This window comes from Actinoallomurus sp. NBC_01490, from assembly GCF_036227085.1.
GTDB lineage: Bacteria > Actinomycetota > Actinomycetes > Streptosporangiales > Streptosporangiaceae > Actinoallomurus > Actinoallomurus oryzae.
Genome location: NZ_CP109433.1, coordinates 642888 through 659217 on the forward strand (window position 1 = coordinate 642888; position 16330 = coordinate 659217).

Sequence of the window (16330 nt, forward strand, 5' to 3'; positions counted from 1 at the left end):
GGGGTGCTCGTGTCCACGGTCACTCGACCGCCAGTGCGGCCTCAGCGGGACGCCCGTGCGTCGCGCGCCAAGCGGGGAGTAGAACAGCGCTGAGGGTCAGCAGCAGCGTGAAGATCGCCAGCGCGGTGAAGATCCACGGTCCGCCCGCAGGCATCACCGAGTCGAGGCGTTTGAGGCTGACCGGCACCAAGATCACGGCTGCCGCCGCGGAGCCGATGACCACACCGCTGAGCGCCACGAGCGCGCCCTCCAACCCGACCATCTGCATGACCTGGGTACGGGTCGAACCGGCCAGTCGTTGCAGACCGAACTCACGCCGTCGTGCGGTCACACTCGAGGCCAGGGTGCTGGTCACGGTGATGGCCGCATACCCGGCGATCATCAACACCATGATGTAGATCGCGAAGTTCGCGGTGCGCTTCTCGTCGTCGTACTCCTTGAGCAGGACGTCGCGACTCCCCACCGTCGCGCCTGCCGCTGCCGCGGCGCCGTCCAGTTGCCCGACCAGCTGCTTGGTCGAGGTGTCGTTGTTCGCCTTCACCAGGATGCGCGTGGCGACTCCCTCCGTGGTGTGGGCGGCCAAGGTGTCGGCCGGCAGCAGGAGCGTGTCGTAGCCGTCCGGGGCGGAGAACAGGGCGGCCACCCGTACGTCGAGTGCCGTGTTGTCACCCATACGTAGCGTGATCGGGTCACCGACGTCGACACCGAGCTGGTGGGCATGGGCTCTCTCGATCGCGATCGTGTCGCCGCGCAGGTCGGCGAAGGCACCCCCGGTGATCTTCACCGGCGTGGTCGCGCCTGCTCCTTCGGCCGTGACGCCCTGGAGGGTCCAGCCCTCGTTCATCGGCGAACGGTCCTGCGGCTTCTCGATGAACCCGAGGCTGTTCACGTACTCCGAGGCGCCGGCGACGCCCGGCAGGCCGTTGATCTGATGGACCAGATCGGGATCGACGCCGCCGGGGATGGTCAGGACGGCATCCGCGACCAGGTTGTCGGCGAATGCCCGCCGGTCGGCCTTGTCGTTCGTCGTCTGGAGGTACACCATCCCGACCGACACCGTGGTCAGCAAGATGACCGGCGCCATCACTGCCGCCATCCGGCTGCTGCGACCCCGCGCGTTGAGGATGGCAAGCTGCCCGATCACGCCGGCGAGCGCATGGACGGGCCACTGGAGGACGAACGTGGTGATCTTGGTCAGCCCGGGCGCCAGAAGCGCGAACCCGAGCCCCAGGAGGATCACGGCCGGTGCGCCTGTCGCCGGCGTCAGGGGGCCACTCATCACGACGATCGTCACCATCGTCAGCGCGAAGGCACCAGCCAGGAGCACCACTCCCAGGATCATCCGTCCAGCACCCGCGTACCGGCCCTCGACGCCAACCTCGGCCAGGGCCTGCGTCGGCTTGATCCGCGCCGCCCGTCTACCGGCGAGCAGCGCACCGGCCAGCGCGGCCACGATCGCGACCGCCGTCGCTGCCACGGTCGGAATCCACCCCTGATGGAACGCGACGCCGTGGGCGGCGATCCCCCGGTCGGCCAACCGGTCGAAGAGGAACCGGCCCAGCAGGTGACCCGGGACGTACGCGACGGCCGTGGCGACCACGGACAGCATCAGCGTCTCGCGGAAAATCAGGCGGCGCACCTGGCGCGGTGTCGCGCCGACGGCTCGCAGGAGCGCCATGTCTCGCTGGCGCTGCGCGATCGAGAGGCCGAGCATAGAGGCCACGCCGAAGATCGACACGAGAAGCGCGAACGCGGTGAAGACTCCGGCGAGTGCCATCACAGTGACACCGCTCGCCTGGGCCTCGCGCAGTTCGGCTCGTCCACGCTCGTCGCCGACGAGCGTGACCGTCCGGTCGCCCACAACGGCGTCGATCCGCTTTCGCAGCTGCGCCACGTCCTGGCCCGGCTTCGCCTCGACCCCGATCGCGTCGACCGTGCCGGGCGGGGCTTTGCCCTCGAAGACGTAGCTCTTCGTCGTGCGGACGCCGTCGAGCCCGGCGATTGTCTGCTCCAGTCGGGCGTCGATGCGTACGCGCTCGGGCAGGATCGGCGGTTCGTCGGGGTCGCCGCCCGAGTCGTGGTACTCCTGATCGCCGGCGACGACGATGTCCGCGGACGTGAGTTGCCGTGGTGGGACGGCGGTGCGGATCCCGGTCTCGATGAGGCCGCCGCAGGCCATCATGATGGCAGCCGCGGAGAGCATCACCAGCAGCGATGCGACGAACACACTCGCACGGAACCAGAGTGTGCGCAGGGCGAGCCGCAGCATCAGATCCGCCCCTTTCCCGGCGCGGAGAGTTCGTCGACGAAGGCACCCAGATGGGTCATCCGCTCGGCGACCGACTCGGCAGTCGGTGCGTGGAGCTCGCCGGCCAGGCGGCCGTCGGCGAGGAACAGGACGCGATCGGCGTACGAGGCCGCGACCGGGTCGTGCGTCACCATCACGATCGTCTGTCCGGATGAGCGCACCGAGTCCCGCAACAGCGCGAGCACATCTCGTGCGGTCCTGGTGTCGAGCGCTCCGGTGGGCTCGTCGGCGAAGATGACGGCGGGATCGCTGATCAACGCCCGCGCGATGGCAACGCGTTGCTGCTGTCCGCCGGAGAGCTCGGCCGGACGGTGATGGTGCCGCTGCCCCAGTCCGACCCGGTCCAGCACCGTGGCGACCTTGCGCCGGTCCGGCCTCAGCCCCGCGAGCCGCAGCGGCAACGTGACGTTCTGGCGCACCGTCAGCACAGGCAGAAGGTTGAACGCCTGGAACACGAAGCCGATCCGGTCACGCCGCAGCCGGGTCAGTTCGGTCTCGTTCATCTCGCCGATCTCGCGATCCTCCAGACGAACAGATCCCGACGTCGGTTGATCGAGCCCGGCCGCGCACTGCAGCAACGTGCTCTTGCCGGAGCCGGACGGCCCCATGATCGCGGTGAAGGTCCCTCGCCCGAACTGCGTCGTGACGCCATCGAGCGCCACCACCTGGTTCTCGCGCCTGCCATAGACCTTGCGGACGTCTGTCAGCCGAACCGCGTCGGCCGCCCCGGTGTTGGTCAACGTGTTGTCCTCGCCTCACGGCCCGACCTGTCGCCGGGCCCTCCAGCCATCGACTCTGGCCTTCACCGCGATGTCAGACATCGTCCGGCGGCACCGTCCTGATCTGGTGCCCTAGCACCTGCACGAGCGACATCTGGTGGAGACGCACTACAGGCGCCGCCGGACATCCGGGGGCCGAGGAGGACGACCGCTGAGCAGGGGTCGCTGCGGCGAGGGGACAACTCCCGTCGGTTGAGGTTCGTCCTACTTCCAGAGAACAAGGAGTGGCGGGGGGCCGCCGTGTCTGACGACAACGATGACAACCCACGGCGCACGACCGCAGCCACCAGGCGTCCGCCCATGGTCGTGGCACATCCATCGTGCGCCACCGTCGGCCACGGATCAGAAGGTTGGGGTTCGAATCCCTCCGACTGCGCAGGTCAAGGGTCTATCCCGTCTACGGGGTAGGCCCTTTTGACGACAACGGACCCGCTGATAGCGACCGTAAGGCCTGCTATGGCTCTCACGCCGGAGGGCTCAGTCTATGGAGCCGATATAGCGGGCGACGCTGACCCGGAAGTGCCCGGTGGACCCCAACCGCCATGGCGCGTCATAGGTGATCAGCCAGGAGTCCTCGCCCAACTGGTACACGTCCCTGCGCCCCACCTTGTGCCCGACGGCCTCGGGCTGGTGCTGGAAGGCGATGTTCTGGCCGGTGGCCCTCGCCTCGGCCAGGTCGCCGCCAACCGGTTGTATCAGCGAGATGTGCCACGCCCCGTTGCGGCGCTTCTTTTCCTCCACGATCACGGCATACGACGGAGCGGAATGGTGCGGGCCAGCGTTCTGGGGGATTCCGGGATGCATCTGACCATGGTGCCCGGCCGGCTGACTCGCATGCTCGCCCTGACGGGTGGCCTACGGCCATCGGACGGCAGCCCCGCTCACCAGATGTACCGACGAAAGTCATTCTCCTACGGTGACGCAAATAGCTCGGCCGCCTGCAGGCGGCCGAGCTATTTGCGTGGGCGGTCCATGCCAGTGGCCTGTGGGGAGCTTGTTCAGGCTGCGGCTCTTGGTTGAGGTAGCCCTTGGGTGTCCAGTGGCGCAGCCCGGACGCATTAGCGTGGTGGGTCGCTATTCGCGCGCTTGGTTCTCCGACTGCGCGGGTTGTCGGGGATGGACGTCGCCGCCGCCGGCCCTACGGTAGGAGGCGGTCATCGAGCCGAGGATCCGTAGGGCGTCCGCGGATTTCGATCCTGGCTCGGCCATGTAGGTGACCAGCATCTGGTCCGGCGCACCCGGCGTGGTCCAGGCGATGTAGGAGAGGTCGATGTCACCGACGTCGGGATGCCGCATGAGGTTGACCCCGGTGGTCTTCTCGAAGACGTGGTGCTCGGCCCAGAGCCGTCGGAACGTCTCGCTTCGGACGGCCAGTTCTCCGACCAGCGCGGCCAGTCGAGGGTTGCCTGGGTCTTCGCCCGCGGTCTTTCTCAGGATGCCGACGGTGCCGCGTGCCGACGCCTCCCAATCGCGGTGCCGGGCCGCGGTCTCTTCGTCGACGAACAGTAGCCACGCAGAGTTCCGTTGGGCTTCGGGCAGGGCTCCGTAGTCGGTGAAGACGGCACACGCGAGTGGGTTCCAGCCGATCACCTGCATCGTGCGGGTCATGACGAGCGCCGGCACGGTGAGGGTCTCCAGGAACTGGCGCGTCGAGTCGGGCATGCGCTCCTTGACCGGGCGCCGGGCAGGGCGGGGCCGGGGACGTGCGAGGTCGTAAAGGTGGGCCCGTTGAGTGTCGTCGAGCAGGAGAACACGGGCGATGGAATCGAGCAGGGATTCGGTGGGGCGGCCACCGCGGCCCTGTTCGAGGCGCACGTAGTAGTCCGTCGACACGCCGACGAGGGCGGCCAGTTCCTCGCGGCGCAGCCCTGGCACGCGGCGGCGGCCGGCGTCCGGTAGTCCCACCGAGGCCGGCGTCACGGCAGCCCTTCGGGCTTGCAGGAACTCCCCGAGTTCGGACTTCCAGTCGCCGGGCTTCGTCGCGGTCATTTCATCAGTCTGCTGCCGAGAGCTCGATATTGGGTAGTCCTGCGAGTGCCCAGGCTCACCAGTGCCCAGGTCGGGCGATCCGTGGCACGTACCGGCCCTGAATAGATGTTCGCGGATCTTCCAACCTGGAAACATGCTTTCCGCTCCACCCGCGCCGACGATCTCGGCGACCGCGACTCGAGCGTCGATCGGCGCGGTCCTTCTCGCTTCCTTTTTCCTGCCGTTCGCCGTGACGGGACCGGCGATCGTCCTGCCTGACATGGCGGCCGGCCTGAACGCTTCATCGGCCGGCACCCAGTGGGTGCAGAACTCCTACAACGCGATCTTCGCCGCGACCGTGCTCGCCACCGGTAGCCTGGCGGACCGCTTCGGGCGGCGGCTCGTGTTCCGTATCGGCATCGCGACGTTCGGTCTGGCGATGGCGCTGATCGCGGTCTCGTCCAATGTCCTGGCCATCGACGTGCTGCGAGGCGTCCAGGGCCTGGCCGCCGGTGCCACAGTCTCCGCCGGCTCGGCTGTGCTGGCGCACGCCACCTCGGGCGCGCGGCGAGTTCGCGTGTTCGGGTTGCTCGGCGCCAGTTTCGGTGGCGGCACCGCCGCCGGTCCTCTTGTCGCCGGCGCGCTCGCTCCACTGGGATGGCGGTCGATCTTCGTGGTGATCGCACTCGGAGCCGCCGTAGCCTTCGTCGCCTCCCGGTACGCCCAGGAGTCGAGCGACCCGTCCACGCCTCGCCCAGACCTGCCCGGCATGGCCTGCTTCGGCGGCGCGCTGCTGCTGCTGTCCCTGGGTTTCGTCAACAGCGGAACCGCCGGCTGGCTGGACCCATGGACCGTCGCGGCATTCGCCGGCACGATCGTGCTACTCGGCGCATTCGTCGCGGTCGAGCTCCGCAGCAGCCATCCGATGTTCGACGTCCGCTTGTTCCGTCGTCGCGCGTTCACCGCGCTGATGTGCATGCCGTTCTCGGTGACGTTCGGCTTGGCCGCGTTGAACGTCTTCCTTCCCGTGTTCCTGCAGAGCGGCGGCGCCAGCCCGTGGCGCGCCGCAGTCGAGCTGACACCACTCGAGATCCCCGTACTGCTGGTGCCGTTGGCGGCCCGATGGCTGACGTCCCGTTGGTCCATGCGGACCTTGCTGGTCGCAGGTCCGGTCCTGATCGCCGCGGGAAGTTCCGGGCTCGTCGTGATGGACCGCGGCACCTCGACGTGGGTGTCCGCACTGCCGCTCCTGCTCTTCGGCGTTGGCGTCGGTATGGCCTTCTCGGTGATGGACAACGCCGCCGTCAGCACGGTCCCTGTCGACAAGGCCGGATCGGCGGCTGGAATGTTCAACACGATGCGGATCACCGGCGAGTCGCTCGCGGTGGCGGCCACCGCCGCGGTGCTCATCTCGGTCACCGCCGCCCGCACCTCGACCACGCAAGCGGTCGCAGCGGTGCAAGGCCAGCAGGTGCCGGTGACCACCGGACAGGCGTTCGCCGACGCACTGCACGTGGTCGTCATCGGCCTGGGCGTGCTCGCACTCCTCGGAGCGATTCTGACCGCGTGGGCCTTGCGCCCATCCCACGACACCGAAGCCGACGAAGTGCGCGCGGGAACACGGTAACCCGCCCATCACCGAGCGCACCCCTCGGCAAGGTGGCCATTGGCCGACGACCCACAGCCCTACCGCCAGCTCCAGGAGACCAACACGTGACAAAAGACCATCAGCCAGGGACACGCGGTTCCGCCATCGTCGTCGGAGCCTCGCTGGCCGGCCTGATGAGCGCACTGACCTTGTCGCGCATCGGGCTGCGGGTGACGATGCTGGAACGCTCGACCCGGAAGGTTCGGACGGGCGCCGCCCTGCCAGTGAGCGATGGGCTGCTGGAGCGCCTGACGGGCCGGCGCCCGCGCCAGGGGAAAGACGTCATCCCGTCGGGCGCCCAGGCTTGGGCCGACGTGCACGCCGGCCTCAGCTCCGCCGCACAGGCCGATCCCGGCATCTCTCTTCGGTCGCCGGTGCGCGTGACCGATGTGGGCCAGGACGAGCGATCGGCGTGGGTCGTCACCGACGACGGCGAGTTCGTGCGCGCGGATCTCGTCGTCGGCGCCGACGGTCACGCGAGCGTCGTACGTCGCCATGCCGTCCCTGAGGCGCCCGACGCGACCTTCTCCGGATACGTGATCTGGCTCGGCCTGGTCGACGAATGCGAGATCCGGGCCCGGCCGTGGCCATCGGACCTCGCGATCCTCTACGAACGGGACTACTGCCTCAACGCCTACTATTTGCCAGGAGCGGACGGGTCAGTCGCGCAAGGTAAGCGGCGAATCGGCTGGGGATGGTATGACTCCGGTCGCAACGACCTCCTGCGCGCCCGCGGAGTCGTGACCGACGATGTTGTCCAGCGCACGCTTCGAGCGGCTGACGTCCCCGACACGACCTTCGACGAACTTGCCGACGAGGCACGGGAAATCTGGCCCAACCCGTGGCGGGAAGCCATCGTCGACTGCATCTCTCGACGCGCGGTGATCGGCACGCCGATCGGCGAGTACCTGCCGCACCGACTCGTCTCCGGGCGTGTGTGTCTTGTCGGCGACGCTGCCCATTTGTCCTCGCCGATGACCGGCAGCGGCTTCGACGCATCCGCGCAAGACGCCCTCGCCCTTGCCGACGCACTCGGCGGCAACGGGGATCCGGGCAGCATTTCCTATGCACTTCGCCGCTACGAGGCGGCGCGGCTAGATGCGGCTCGACAACTCGTCCACTCAGGTCAGAGCTTCAACAACTCGTTCGCGCCCCGTGGCGCCTCACAATGAGCACAACGTGTGCGGACCTCGACGGACAAGCCGTCCCCGTGTCTGACTCTGCCTGACGACAGCGGTGACGACAACGACGACAGCCGACGCCACACGGTCGTAGTCCTTAGGAACCGTCAAGATGTTGGTCGTGGGAGCCGCGTTCGGAGCCACCGGGTCACGACCCGAACAGAGCCCGGCCGGTCGCTAACGGGGAGAACGTTGAGAACCCACAGGCCAGCGGTACCGCAGGTGATCGGCGATCGACGGCGCCGACTTCCCAAGCCGATAGCGCAGATGCGACTTCAGTGACGCACGCCGTGCGCGCCGACGGCAGAAGAGAAAAGGGCGAGGATGCAGTGGCGCCCAGCCGGCCGGTGGTCCCCGATCGTGTCACTTAATCCCACCAGAACTCCCAGGTGGGAGCGCCGACAAGTTCCGCCGCGTAGGCGTCAAGTTGGTCAGCGTCGGTCGCCTCGTTGTAGGCCAGGTGTTCGGCCGCCAGTAGCCGGGCGGTTTCCCAAGACCTGGGCGGCCAGGCCACCGAGACTGTCAGGCTATCGATTCGCAGCGCGCACAGCCGTACGCCGAAGCGCTGCTGCCAGGACCGCAGCAGCGCGGCGTCTTCGTGGATTTCGCCCTGCCGTGAGATCCAGCCGCTGAGCGCCAGTGCCGCCGCGCTGTCCGTGGCGGGGACCAATCCGAGGAAAGCGTCATCGCCCTTCAATAGCGTGGTGGGGTCGATTTGGGCGGCGAACTGAGCGGGATCTGGACCCGCGGGCTCGGCCGGTGCGAGGCCGCGCCAGCCTCGGCGTCCGAACTTTTGCCGCCACCTCTGCTTTAGGAGCGTGGCCGGGTCCACTTGGTCGATCAGGGAGGGGGCGGCCGGCTCCTTTAGCTCACCGGAGTGCCACGGCCGGCCGGCCGAGGTTCCGCTTGAGGAACTCCGGCGGGATGTTGATGTGCTGCCGGACGGTGGCTGGAGGCTGAAACCCTCGAAGCAGCAACGGTTCCAGTGCCGAGTCGCCGAGGAAGGACCTCCATCGGGCATAGACGTCCGGCAGGCAATCCCGTGAGACCCACAGGCTGCCAGCCGATCTTCCCGGGGGAAGTCCTTCGGACAACTCTCACTTATCCATCCGGCTTCCTGGCCTCCCACATCTTTAGCCGAACCTACTGCGGCCAGGGTTCGTTCGTGATCACGGAGCTCAGCGGGTCAGGCCGCGACGGGCAAGATCCGCGTTCCCTTCGGCTCACCGCGCCCACTGTCATTCTGGGCATGGCTCCGGGAGCCACCCAGACGAACGACCTCAGAGCCGACGTTCACATGCTGGAGCCGCAAGGCCGGGTTATCCGGCTTTGCGCTTGTCGAACTCGGCCGCGACCGCGTGGATGGAGCCCCGGCCCTCGAGCTCGACGCTCTTTCCGTCGGCCATGCTGATCGTGACCGGCTGCCAGCTCTTGCCGCCCTCGACCTTGATGGACGTGATGCGCTCCAGCGGAATCTGGCCGAGGTGCTCGCCGACCCGATTGAGCATCGGGTCGGCAGCCCACACGTGCAGGGCACTGTCGCTGACACCGAAGACGACGGCGGCATCGAGCGGAATGTCGGTCTGTTCAGTCATCTTCTTCGCCGCCGCGCGAGCGGCCGGCCTGGCGATCAGGTAGTTACCGAGCGGCGAAAGCATCCGCGCGGGGCTGAGCGCGGTGTCGATTCTGGCGTACGCAGCCGCGACGATCTTTTCGTCGCTGAGCTGCTCGGTCAAAGCTGCGGCCAGTTCAGCGTCTTTTGCGTGCATCAATACTGCCCTTCAGTCCGAGTTCGGGGTACAGGCCATCCCGCCTGCCACCCGCCGGGTGATCGTCGTGCGCCCAGGTGAGCGCGCGAACGCCCCGTACACAGGTCATTGCTGGTGGTCGCCGGGGTGGTGGTACGGCACCGGGCCTCCGCCGTCGCGGTACTGCAGTGCCTTCTTGACGCTGGACAATGTGAGCGTGGCCTCGTCCCGGCAGCGGTCACGCCGTGCAGAGCACGTATCCCAGAACGCCTCGTGATCGCCCATACCGTCAGCTTCGCGGCAGCGGGCACCTCACGCGATCGGTGATCCGGTCATTCCCATGTCCACCGAACGACGGACAAGCCACCAACCGAGCCCGCGCCCGTTCTGCCAAGGAGGCTCCGGTAGCCGGTTACCAGCGATCCGAGATCAAGGCGGCGTAGGAATTCTCGGAAGGCGGTGTCGGATCGGGGCGGCGGCGTTCGTGGCAGGGGTAAGGCCGCTCACACGGGGCGCTCGAGGAGAGAGGATCGCGATCAAGAGATCGACGGCGGGTGCAGGTGCAGGGCAGCGGCGCTCTGATCCTCCGGCTGCCGGAGAACGACCTCGTGGCGCATGACCTGCAGGACCGGCACCCCATTCCCCCTACTGACGAGGACAGGAACGATGACCGATTCGACGACGACCGGCGGACCCAGGCCATTCCGATTCGGGGTCGTTGCCCCGCTCACAACTGACCTGCCGACGTGGCGAGACCGGGTTCGCCGTATCGCTGACAGCGGCTACTCCACGCTGCTGATGCCCGACGTCCCGCAATGGCAGCCGGCGCCCGGCCCCACGCTGGCCGTCGCGGCGACCCTTGCCGACCTGCGGGTCGGCACTTGGGTGTATGCCTCCCCGCTGCGCCCGGCTTGGAGCACCGCGTGGGAGGCGCACTCGCTCTCGGTGCTCACCGACGGTCGCTTCGAGATGGGCATCGGCACCGGCAGGCCCGGCATTGAAGACGAACTTCGCGAACTGGGGATGCCCGTCCTACCACCGAGCGAGCGGCTGGCCCCGGTCCGCGAGACCGTGGCGGCCCTGCGTGATCTCGACGGTCCCGACCTGCACACGCCGGTGGTGATGGCCGTACGCGGGCCGAAGGCCCAGGCACTGGCGGCCGACCTCGCGGACACAGTCACCTTCGCGCTCATGCCGGGAGACGATCGGGCCGAGACCACGCGGCTGGTACGCGACTTCCGCGCCATCCGAGACGTCGAACTCGCGCAGCACGTGGCGGTGATCGGCGACACCGTCGCGCCGTTCATGGCGTCCCCCGACACCGATCCCGCTGCGCTTCGCGCGGCGGACTCGCTGGCGGTACTTCCGGATGACCCCGCCGCGGCCGCCGAGGAGATCCAGCGGCGACGGGAGGAGATCGGCTTCTCCTACTTCGTCTTCGGCGCCGACTTCGCCGACGTGCTCGCTCCGGTCGTAGCTGAGCTGGCCGGACATTAGGCCGGCGGCCAGGGGCGGAATCACGAGATCGCCAGCCGAGTCCTCATGACCGGCTGGCGCTTCCGGACCCGGCGACCACGATGGTCAAAGGCCCGTTCCGATGGTGTGACGGGCCTCTCCGCTAAGGGGCTTGCTATTCGATGTGGGTTCGGTGGTCCTCGGCGAGACCGTGGGAGCGGGCATGGCTGCCTCGGTTCATGTGGACACAGGACCCACTCGGTCCGGTACCCGACCGGCTTCGGAGCTCGGCGTGGGAGCGGTTGGCCACCGACGCCGGCAGGGCCTCCTCCCGCTGTCCGGCTGCCGCCGGCAGCGCCATCGCAGCAAGGCCCCCGCCAATACCCCACGCAGTCCAACAGCGTCTCGGCGGACGGGCGTCCTACCAGTTTGATCACCATGGCCGGTCCCTGCTCACACGGTATGGGATTGTGAGGCGGCAGGTTCGGAGCAGCGTTGCGGCACCCTTCGGCAGAGTTGTCCGCACGACGAGGAGGAGCGGGTTGTGAGGGAAAACCGCGACGGGTGGAGAGTTGTTTCCGACCCGTCGGCATGGGCCGGCATAGTCTTCGTCGACATTGACGGCACCCTCGTACCGGCCCCCGGATCCGCTGTCCACGTAGCCCGATATCTGGGCACGGAGGAGGAGATGGCTAAGGCCGAGGCAGCCTACGCGGCCGGTCAATTGACCAACCCCGAGATCGCGGCGGTGGACGCCCTCGCATGGGCGGACCGCACCGAACGGGAGATCGACGACTGGCTGACTCAGCTGCCGCTCGTCGACGGAATCGCGGAGACGGTCCAGTGGTGCCGTGCTCATCGTCTGCTGCCGGTACTGGCCACCCTGGCCTGGCAGCCGATCGGGAAGCATCTCGGGAAGAGGTTCGGGTTCGCCGCCTACTGCGGACCTGAGCTGGAAATCCTCAACGGGTCCTTCACCGGCCGAGTGCGGGCCACCTTCGATGAGTTCGATAAACGCGACTTCGCGCTGCGCTACGCGGAGAATCTCGGCTTCGGTCCGTCCCAGTGCGCCGCCATCGGTGACAGCCGGTCGGATCTGCCGCTGTTCGACGAAGTCGGTCTCAGCGTCGCCTTCAACGCGGACCAACAGGCGCGTGACAGGGCCTCGACGACGGTGGACAGCGGGGACCTACGGGCCGTGACACCGCTTCTGGCGGATTGGCATCAGCGCATTCGTTGAAGCGCCCAGCCGCGTACGGCGCATGTCGTCATCCGTACCCGGCCTGGGTGTTCGGGAGTAACCGGCAACGCCACTTCGTTGATCCACCGCCGGAGCCGTTCGGCGTGCAGAAGGGACAGGAGCATCGGGTCGCCTCTGCCGGCGCCTGAACATTGCGAGGTGCCCTCCCTCAGAGAGTGATGGATGCGCAGGTTACCCACTCGACACTGAGACCGGCGGAGATGGGCACCTTCGCGTAGGTAGGGGAGCGACGGTCAGCGGAGCGACTCCCAAGCCGGTCCGTACACGTCCTTGGCGTGGGCGCTGGTCCCTCCGGTCCCGCCGATCGGGCGGGCCACGATGGCGAGCTAGTGCCGTAGCAGGCAACGTTTGCCCTGTCGGTGCGCGAGTCGGCAGGTGCGTCTTGAGTCTGTGCGGTGGGCTGGCTGGGAGGCCGGGTTTTGTCGTAGGCACCTGTTGTAATCGCCTGGTGCCTCGACGTGATGAAGGTGGGCGGGTGGTCATGCGGACCGCCCGCGTCGGTCTGCGGGTCTCGGCCGGGCAGCGGCGCCGGTGTTTCGCGTTGCTGGTCTCGGCAGGGGATGTGTGGGCGTGTGTGCTGGACATGAACCGGTGGCGGCGGCAACGTGGGCTGTCGGCGATTGTGGGTTATCAGGCGTTGTGCCGGGAGTTGTCGGCGGCGGGTCCGGGCACGTTCGGGGAGTTGGACTCGGTCGGGGCGCGGTCGGTGCTGCGGCGCTACAGCGACGCCTGGTTCGCCACCGCCAAACGCCGCAAAAACGGCGAGACGGCGGCGCGGTACCCGCGGCGGAAACGCCGGTTGATGCCGGTGCGTTACTACCACGGCACATTCACCCTCGACGGCCAGCGGTTACGGCTTCCGGTCGGTCGTGGGAGTGCGCCGTTGTGGGTGCGGTTGGACCGGCCGGTCCCCTACGAGGCGGGGCAGGTGCGGTCGGTGACGTTGGTGACTGAGGCCGGCCGGTTGTTCGTCGATGTCACCGCCGAAGTCCTCATCACCGCCTATCCGCCGGGCCAGGAACCGGACCCACACCGCGTGGCGGGAGTCGACCCGGGAGTGATCCACCCGTTCGCGGTGGCGGGCCCGGATGGGGAGGGGCTGGTGGTGTCGGGGCGGGCGATCCGCGCCGAAACCCACCTGCACCTGCGTGACACCAAACACCGGCGGCGCGCGATGGCACGGAAGGCACCGAAACCAGGCCAGGCCGGGTCGCGACGGTGGCGGAAGTACCGGGCTCGGCAGCGGAAGGCCGAAGCGCGTCACCGGCGGCGGGTTCGTCAAGCCCAGCACGAGGCCGCCAAAACCGTCGTCGACTGGGCCGTCGCACGCCGGATCGGCACACTCGTGGTCGGAGACCCACGTGGCGTCCTGACCCTCAAAGCGGGACGGCGGCACAACCAACGAGTCCAGGCCTGGCGGATCGGGCACCTGATCCGATGCCTGACCGACAAGGCCGAACAAGCCGGAATCGGCCTGATGCTGGTAGATGAGCGGGGCACCTCCTCGACCTGCCCAGCATGCCACCAGCGGGTTCCCAAACCCAAAAGCCGGAACTTCACCTGCATCCGTTGCGGGTTCAACGGGCACCGCGACCTGGTCGGCGGCGCCAACATCGCCCGGCATGGACCGGGCGGCACCATCACCACCAACATGTTTCCGGTGGTGATCACGCACCGTCGAGCCGGACGGCACCTCCCCGGTGCCGGACCGTCCCGGCGTGACCCCAGACGGTCCCCCCATCACGGCACCGCATATGGGGTCCCATGGCCGGCCGTGGCCCGCCCCACCAGAAGTGGGGAGTCGCTCGCCCCAGCGAGGATCAGCCAACCCTCTCCCCAACGAGGCAAACGTTGACTGATACGGCACTAGCACTTGAGCGCGTGGCGTGTACCGGCGATCAGGGAGCCCGAACTCCATACCGTTCTCGTCCAGGGCGTTGTAGATGGTCACCTGGCTGTCCGGGAAGACGAAACCGACAGCCACCATCCCTCGCGCCATGTCCTCGCTCGTCCATTCGAGCAGCTCCACGGCCTGCAGTCGCTGCCCGCTCAGCCTCGCCAGCTCGCCAGGCACGTCCGGCCGCCACGCCAGCCGGAATCCTTGCCCGCCCCAATCCAGTGGCTGACCGGGATCGACCGTGTTCCAGGTGATCGAGAGTTCGTTGAACTTCTGGTGCACGATCTCGACCTGCTCGCCCTCAAAGGCCAGCAAGACCAGCCCGTCGGAGAACCACGCATCGTCCTCCAGGTCCCACACCACGAAGGTCTCAGTCAGTCTCCGCCCTTTGAGCATGGCCAGTCTCCGCCCATGCGCAGCGGCGACGGCCGAACGGCCCGTCAACCATGCCGGTCGGTAGCCGGCGATCCCGAAGTCGAACACCCGGCGATGCTGCCAGGCGACAGCACCTCGCGGCGTGCGTTCATACTTAGACGGTCGCTGGGTTGAGCCCGGTACTTCACCGGGTCCCGGTGTTGCCGGGGTCAACGGCGGTCGCCCTGCAACGGTTACCGCGGAGATTGCCCAGGGTGGAGAAGGATCTCAGCGATCTCCTGAACTCTCGCGTGGGTGATGCCGTTACGTTGCTCGACGGCCAACGGGTGTGCTGTGGGCTCCAGCTCTACTGCCGGACGTTGACCGACCGGGCGGGTGTGCAGATTGGTCTTCAATTCGATCGTGGTCGGTGAGTAGAGCGGCAACTCGGTCGAAAGCCATCCGAAGTAAGGCGGCTCGCTCTCCCGGCCGGAGACGTTCCACAGCTGTGAGGCGCGGATGAAGTTCTTCTCGCTGAGCGAGACCCAGACTCCCCAGGTGAATACCTCGATGCGTGGCGAGCGCAGGAGCCTCAAGGAGGACACGGGGATCACCCAACAGAGGCGGGATGACCTTTGATAATGTCTTCTCAATTATGCCGGGCCTGGGAGGGTTCTTAGCCATGCAGGCAGGACCGTCTGAGTCCATGGCCTCTATTATCATCCCGATTGCGGCTCTAGTCGTTGTTTTCTTCCTATGGCGGGCCTCGATCCGAAGGGGGCAACAACGCCGACGGGTAGCACAGCATCCCAGGGCTGCGGTTCCTTCGATGAAGGCTCCGATGGCCGCCGCTGCGCAGCCTCGCTCGGCACCGCCTCTGCCCGCGAGCGGGCACGAGCCTGGGGCCATCACTTTGTCGGCGGGCCGGTTCATGCCGTTGGAAGAACTCGGCCGTGGCGGCATGGGTGTGGTCTGGCGCGCGAGGGACACCGTGCTGGGTCGGCATGTGGCGATCAAACAGCTTCTCCCGCCCACTGGGCTCTCTGCCGACGCGAGAGGAGCCATGCGAGCTCGCATGCTCCGCGAGGCGCGGGCCGCCGCGCAGCTCGACCACAAGAATGCGGTGACCGTTCACGATGTCCTCGTGGATCAGGACTCGGTGCTCATCGTGATGGAACTGGTCAAAGCGGTGACGCTGGCCAAGACCGTGGAGCGCGAGGGGCCGCTGCCTCACGCACGGGTTGCCGAAATCGGCCTTGACATGCTCGATGTGCTGACCGAAGCGCATGAACTCGGAATCATTCACCGCGACGTTAAGCCCGCGAATGTCCTTGTACGGGGAGACGGATCGATAAAACTCGCCGACTTCGGCATTGCCAGGTTCGAGGGTGACCCAACGCTTACCGAGGCGGGCGCCATCATCGGTACCCCTGCCTACATGGCCCCAGAGCAGATCCGAGGGCTGGAGAGCTCACCCGCCATCGACCTGTGGGGACTTGGAGCCACGCTCTTCTACGCTGCCGAAGGGCGGCCCGCGTTCGGTGGACCGAGCCCGACAGCGGTAATGGCCGCCGTCCTGACCGACCCACCGCGTACCCCGCAACGCGCAGGATCTCCACTGGGTCGGCTGCTCATCAGCTTGCTCGCGAAAGATCCAAAGGACAGGCCAACAACGGCACAGCTACGTTCCGGCCTTTCACAGCTCACATCGAGGTCCTGATGTATCGCCGG

The 16330-nt window shown here is 67.6% G+C and carries 14 protein-coding genes; 6 read left to right on the forward strand and 8 right to left on the reverse strand.

Features of this window, described 5'->3' with window-relative positions:
• Positions 1 to 19: 19 nt before the first annotated feature.
• The 4 genes from OG417_RS03365 to OG417_RS03380 all read right to left on the reverse strand — a co-directional run bounded on the left by OG417_RS03365 (position 20) and on the right by OG417_RS03380 (position 5076).
• Positions 20 to 2269, reverse strand: coding sequence for an ABC transporter permease (locus OG417_RS03365; protein ID WP_329249564.1), 2250 nt, complete (start codon positions 2267 to 2269; stop codon positions 20 to 22).
• The gene (locus OG417_RS03370) at positions 2269 to 3048 is read right to left on the reverse strand and encodes an ABC transporter ATP-binding protein (RefSeq protein ID WP_329249567.1); all 780 of its coding nucleotides are present in this window, start codon (positions 3046 to 3048) and stop codon (positions 2269 to 2271) included. The genes OG417_RS03365 and OG417_RS03370 overlap by 1 nt, the downstream gene beginning before the upstream one ends.
• A gap of 516 nt (positions 3049 to 3564) precedes the next feature.
• Complete coding sequence (locus OG417_RS03375) at positions 3565 to 3828, reverse strand: hypothetical protein (protein WP_329249569.1); 264 nt, start codon at positions 3826 to 3828, stop codon at positions 3565 to 3567.
• Between the two features lie 333 nt (positions 3829 to 4161).
• On the reverse strand, positions 4162 to 5076 hold the full coding sequence (locus OG417_RS03380) for a helix-turn-helix transcriptional regulator (protein WP_329249572.1): 915 nt from the start codon (positions 5074 to 5076) through the stop codon (positions 4162 to 4164).
• Positions 5077 to 5137: 61 nt separating this feature from the next.
• Between OG417_RS03380 and OG417_RS03385 the strand changes: the two genes are divergently transcribed.
• Entirely contained in the window at positions 5138 to 6682 is a 1545-nt protein-coding gene (locus tag OG417_RS03385; RefSeq protein WP_329249575.1) for an MFS transporter, read from the forward strand.
• A gap of 86 nt (positions 6683 to 6768) precedes the next feature.
• Complete coding sequence (locus OG417_RS03390; RefSeq protein ID WP_329249578.1) at positions 6769 to 7875, forward strand: FAD-dependent monooxygenase; 1107 nt, start codon at positions 6769 to 6771, stop codon at positions 7873 to 7875.
• A 376-nt stretch (positions 7876 to 8251) separates the two neighbouring features.
• Here the strand turns inward: OG417_RS03390 and OG417_RS03395 are convergent, their stop codons facing one another.
• From OG417_RS03395 to OG417_RS03405, 3 genes are all read right to left on the reverse strand, one after another.
• The gene (locus OG417_RS03395) at positions 8252 to 8716 is read right to left on the reverse strand and encodes a DUF4253 domain-containing protein (RefSeq protein ID WP_329249581.1); all 465 of its coding nucleotides are present in this window, start codon (positions 8714 to 8716) and stop codon (positions 8252 to 8254) included.
• Between the two features lie 487 nt (positions 8717 to 9203).
• On the reverse strand, positions 9204 to 9653 hold the full coding sequence (locus OG417_RS03400; protein ID WP_329249584.1) for a hypothetical protein: 450 nt from the start codon (positions 9651 to 9653) through the stop codon (positions 9204 to 9206).
• Between the two features lie 105 nt (positions 9654 to 9758).
• Positions 9759 to 9917, reverse strand: a complete 159-nt coding sequence (locus OG417_RS03405) for a hypothetical protein (RefSeq protein ID WP_329249587.1) — start codon at positions 9915 to 9917, stop codon at positions 9759 to 9761.
• A gap of 381 nt (positions 9918 to 10298) precedes the next feature.
• Between OG417_RS03405 and OG417_RS03410 the strand changes: the two genes are divergently transcribed.
• From OG417_RS03410 to OG417_RS54200, 3 genes are all read left to right on the forward strand, one after another.
• Positions 10299 to 11129 carry an LLM class flavin-dependent oxidoreductase gene (locus OG417_RS03410; protein WP_329249590.1) on the forward strand — a complete coding sequence of 277 codons (831 nt, stop codon included), beginning with the start codon at positions 10299 to 10301 and terminating at the stop codon, positions 11127 to 11129.
• A 502-nt stretch (positions 11130 to 11631) separates the two neighbouring features.
• Positions 11632 to 12327 carry an HAD family hydrolase gene (locus OG417_RS03415; protein WP_329249592.1) on the forward strand — a complete coding sequence of 232 codons (696 nt, stop codon included), beginning with the start codon at positions 11632 to 11634 and terminating at the stop codon, positions 12325 to 12327.
• A 502-nt stretch (positions 12328 to 12829) separates the two neighbouring features.
• The gene (locus tag OG417_RS54200) at positions 12830 to 14203 is read left to right on the forward strand and encodes an RNA-guided endonuclease InsQ/TnpB family protein (protein WP_442875737.1); all 1374 of its coding nucleotides are present in this window, start codon (positions 12830 to 12832) and stop codon (positions 14201 to 14203) included.
• Between the two features lie 650 nt (positions 14204 to 14853).
• Here the strand turns inward: OG417_RS54200 and OG417_RS03425 are convergent.
• Complete coding sequence (locus OG417_RS03425) at positions 14854 to 15195, reverse strand: DUF2199 domain-containing protein (protein ID WP_329249597.1); 342 nt, start codon at positions 15193 to 15195, stop codon at positions 14854 to 14856.
• Positions 15196 to 15530: 335 nt separating this feature from the next.
• On the opposite strand from OG417_RS03425, the gene OG417_RS03430 reads away from it, so the two are divergent.
• Positions 15531 to 16319 (forward strand): serine/threonine-protein kinase, encoded by a 789-nt coding sequence (locus tag OG417_RS03430; RefSeq protein ID WP_329249600.1) that lies wholly within the window; start codon positions 15531 to 15533, stop codon positions 16317 to 16319.
• Positions 16320 to 16330: the final 11 nt, after the last annotated feature.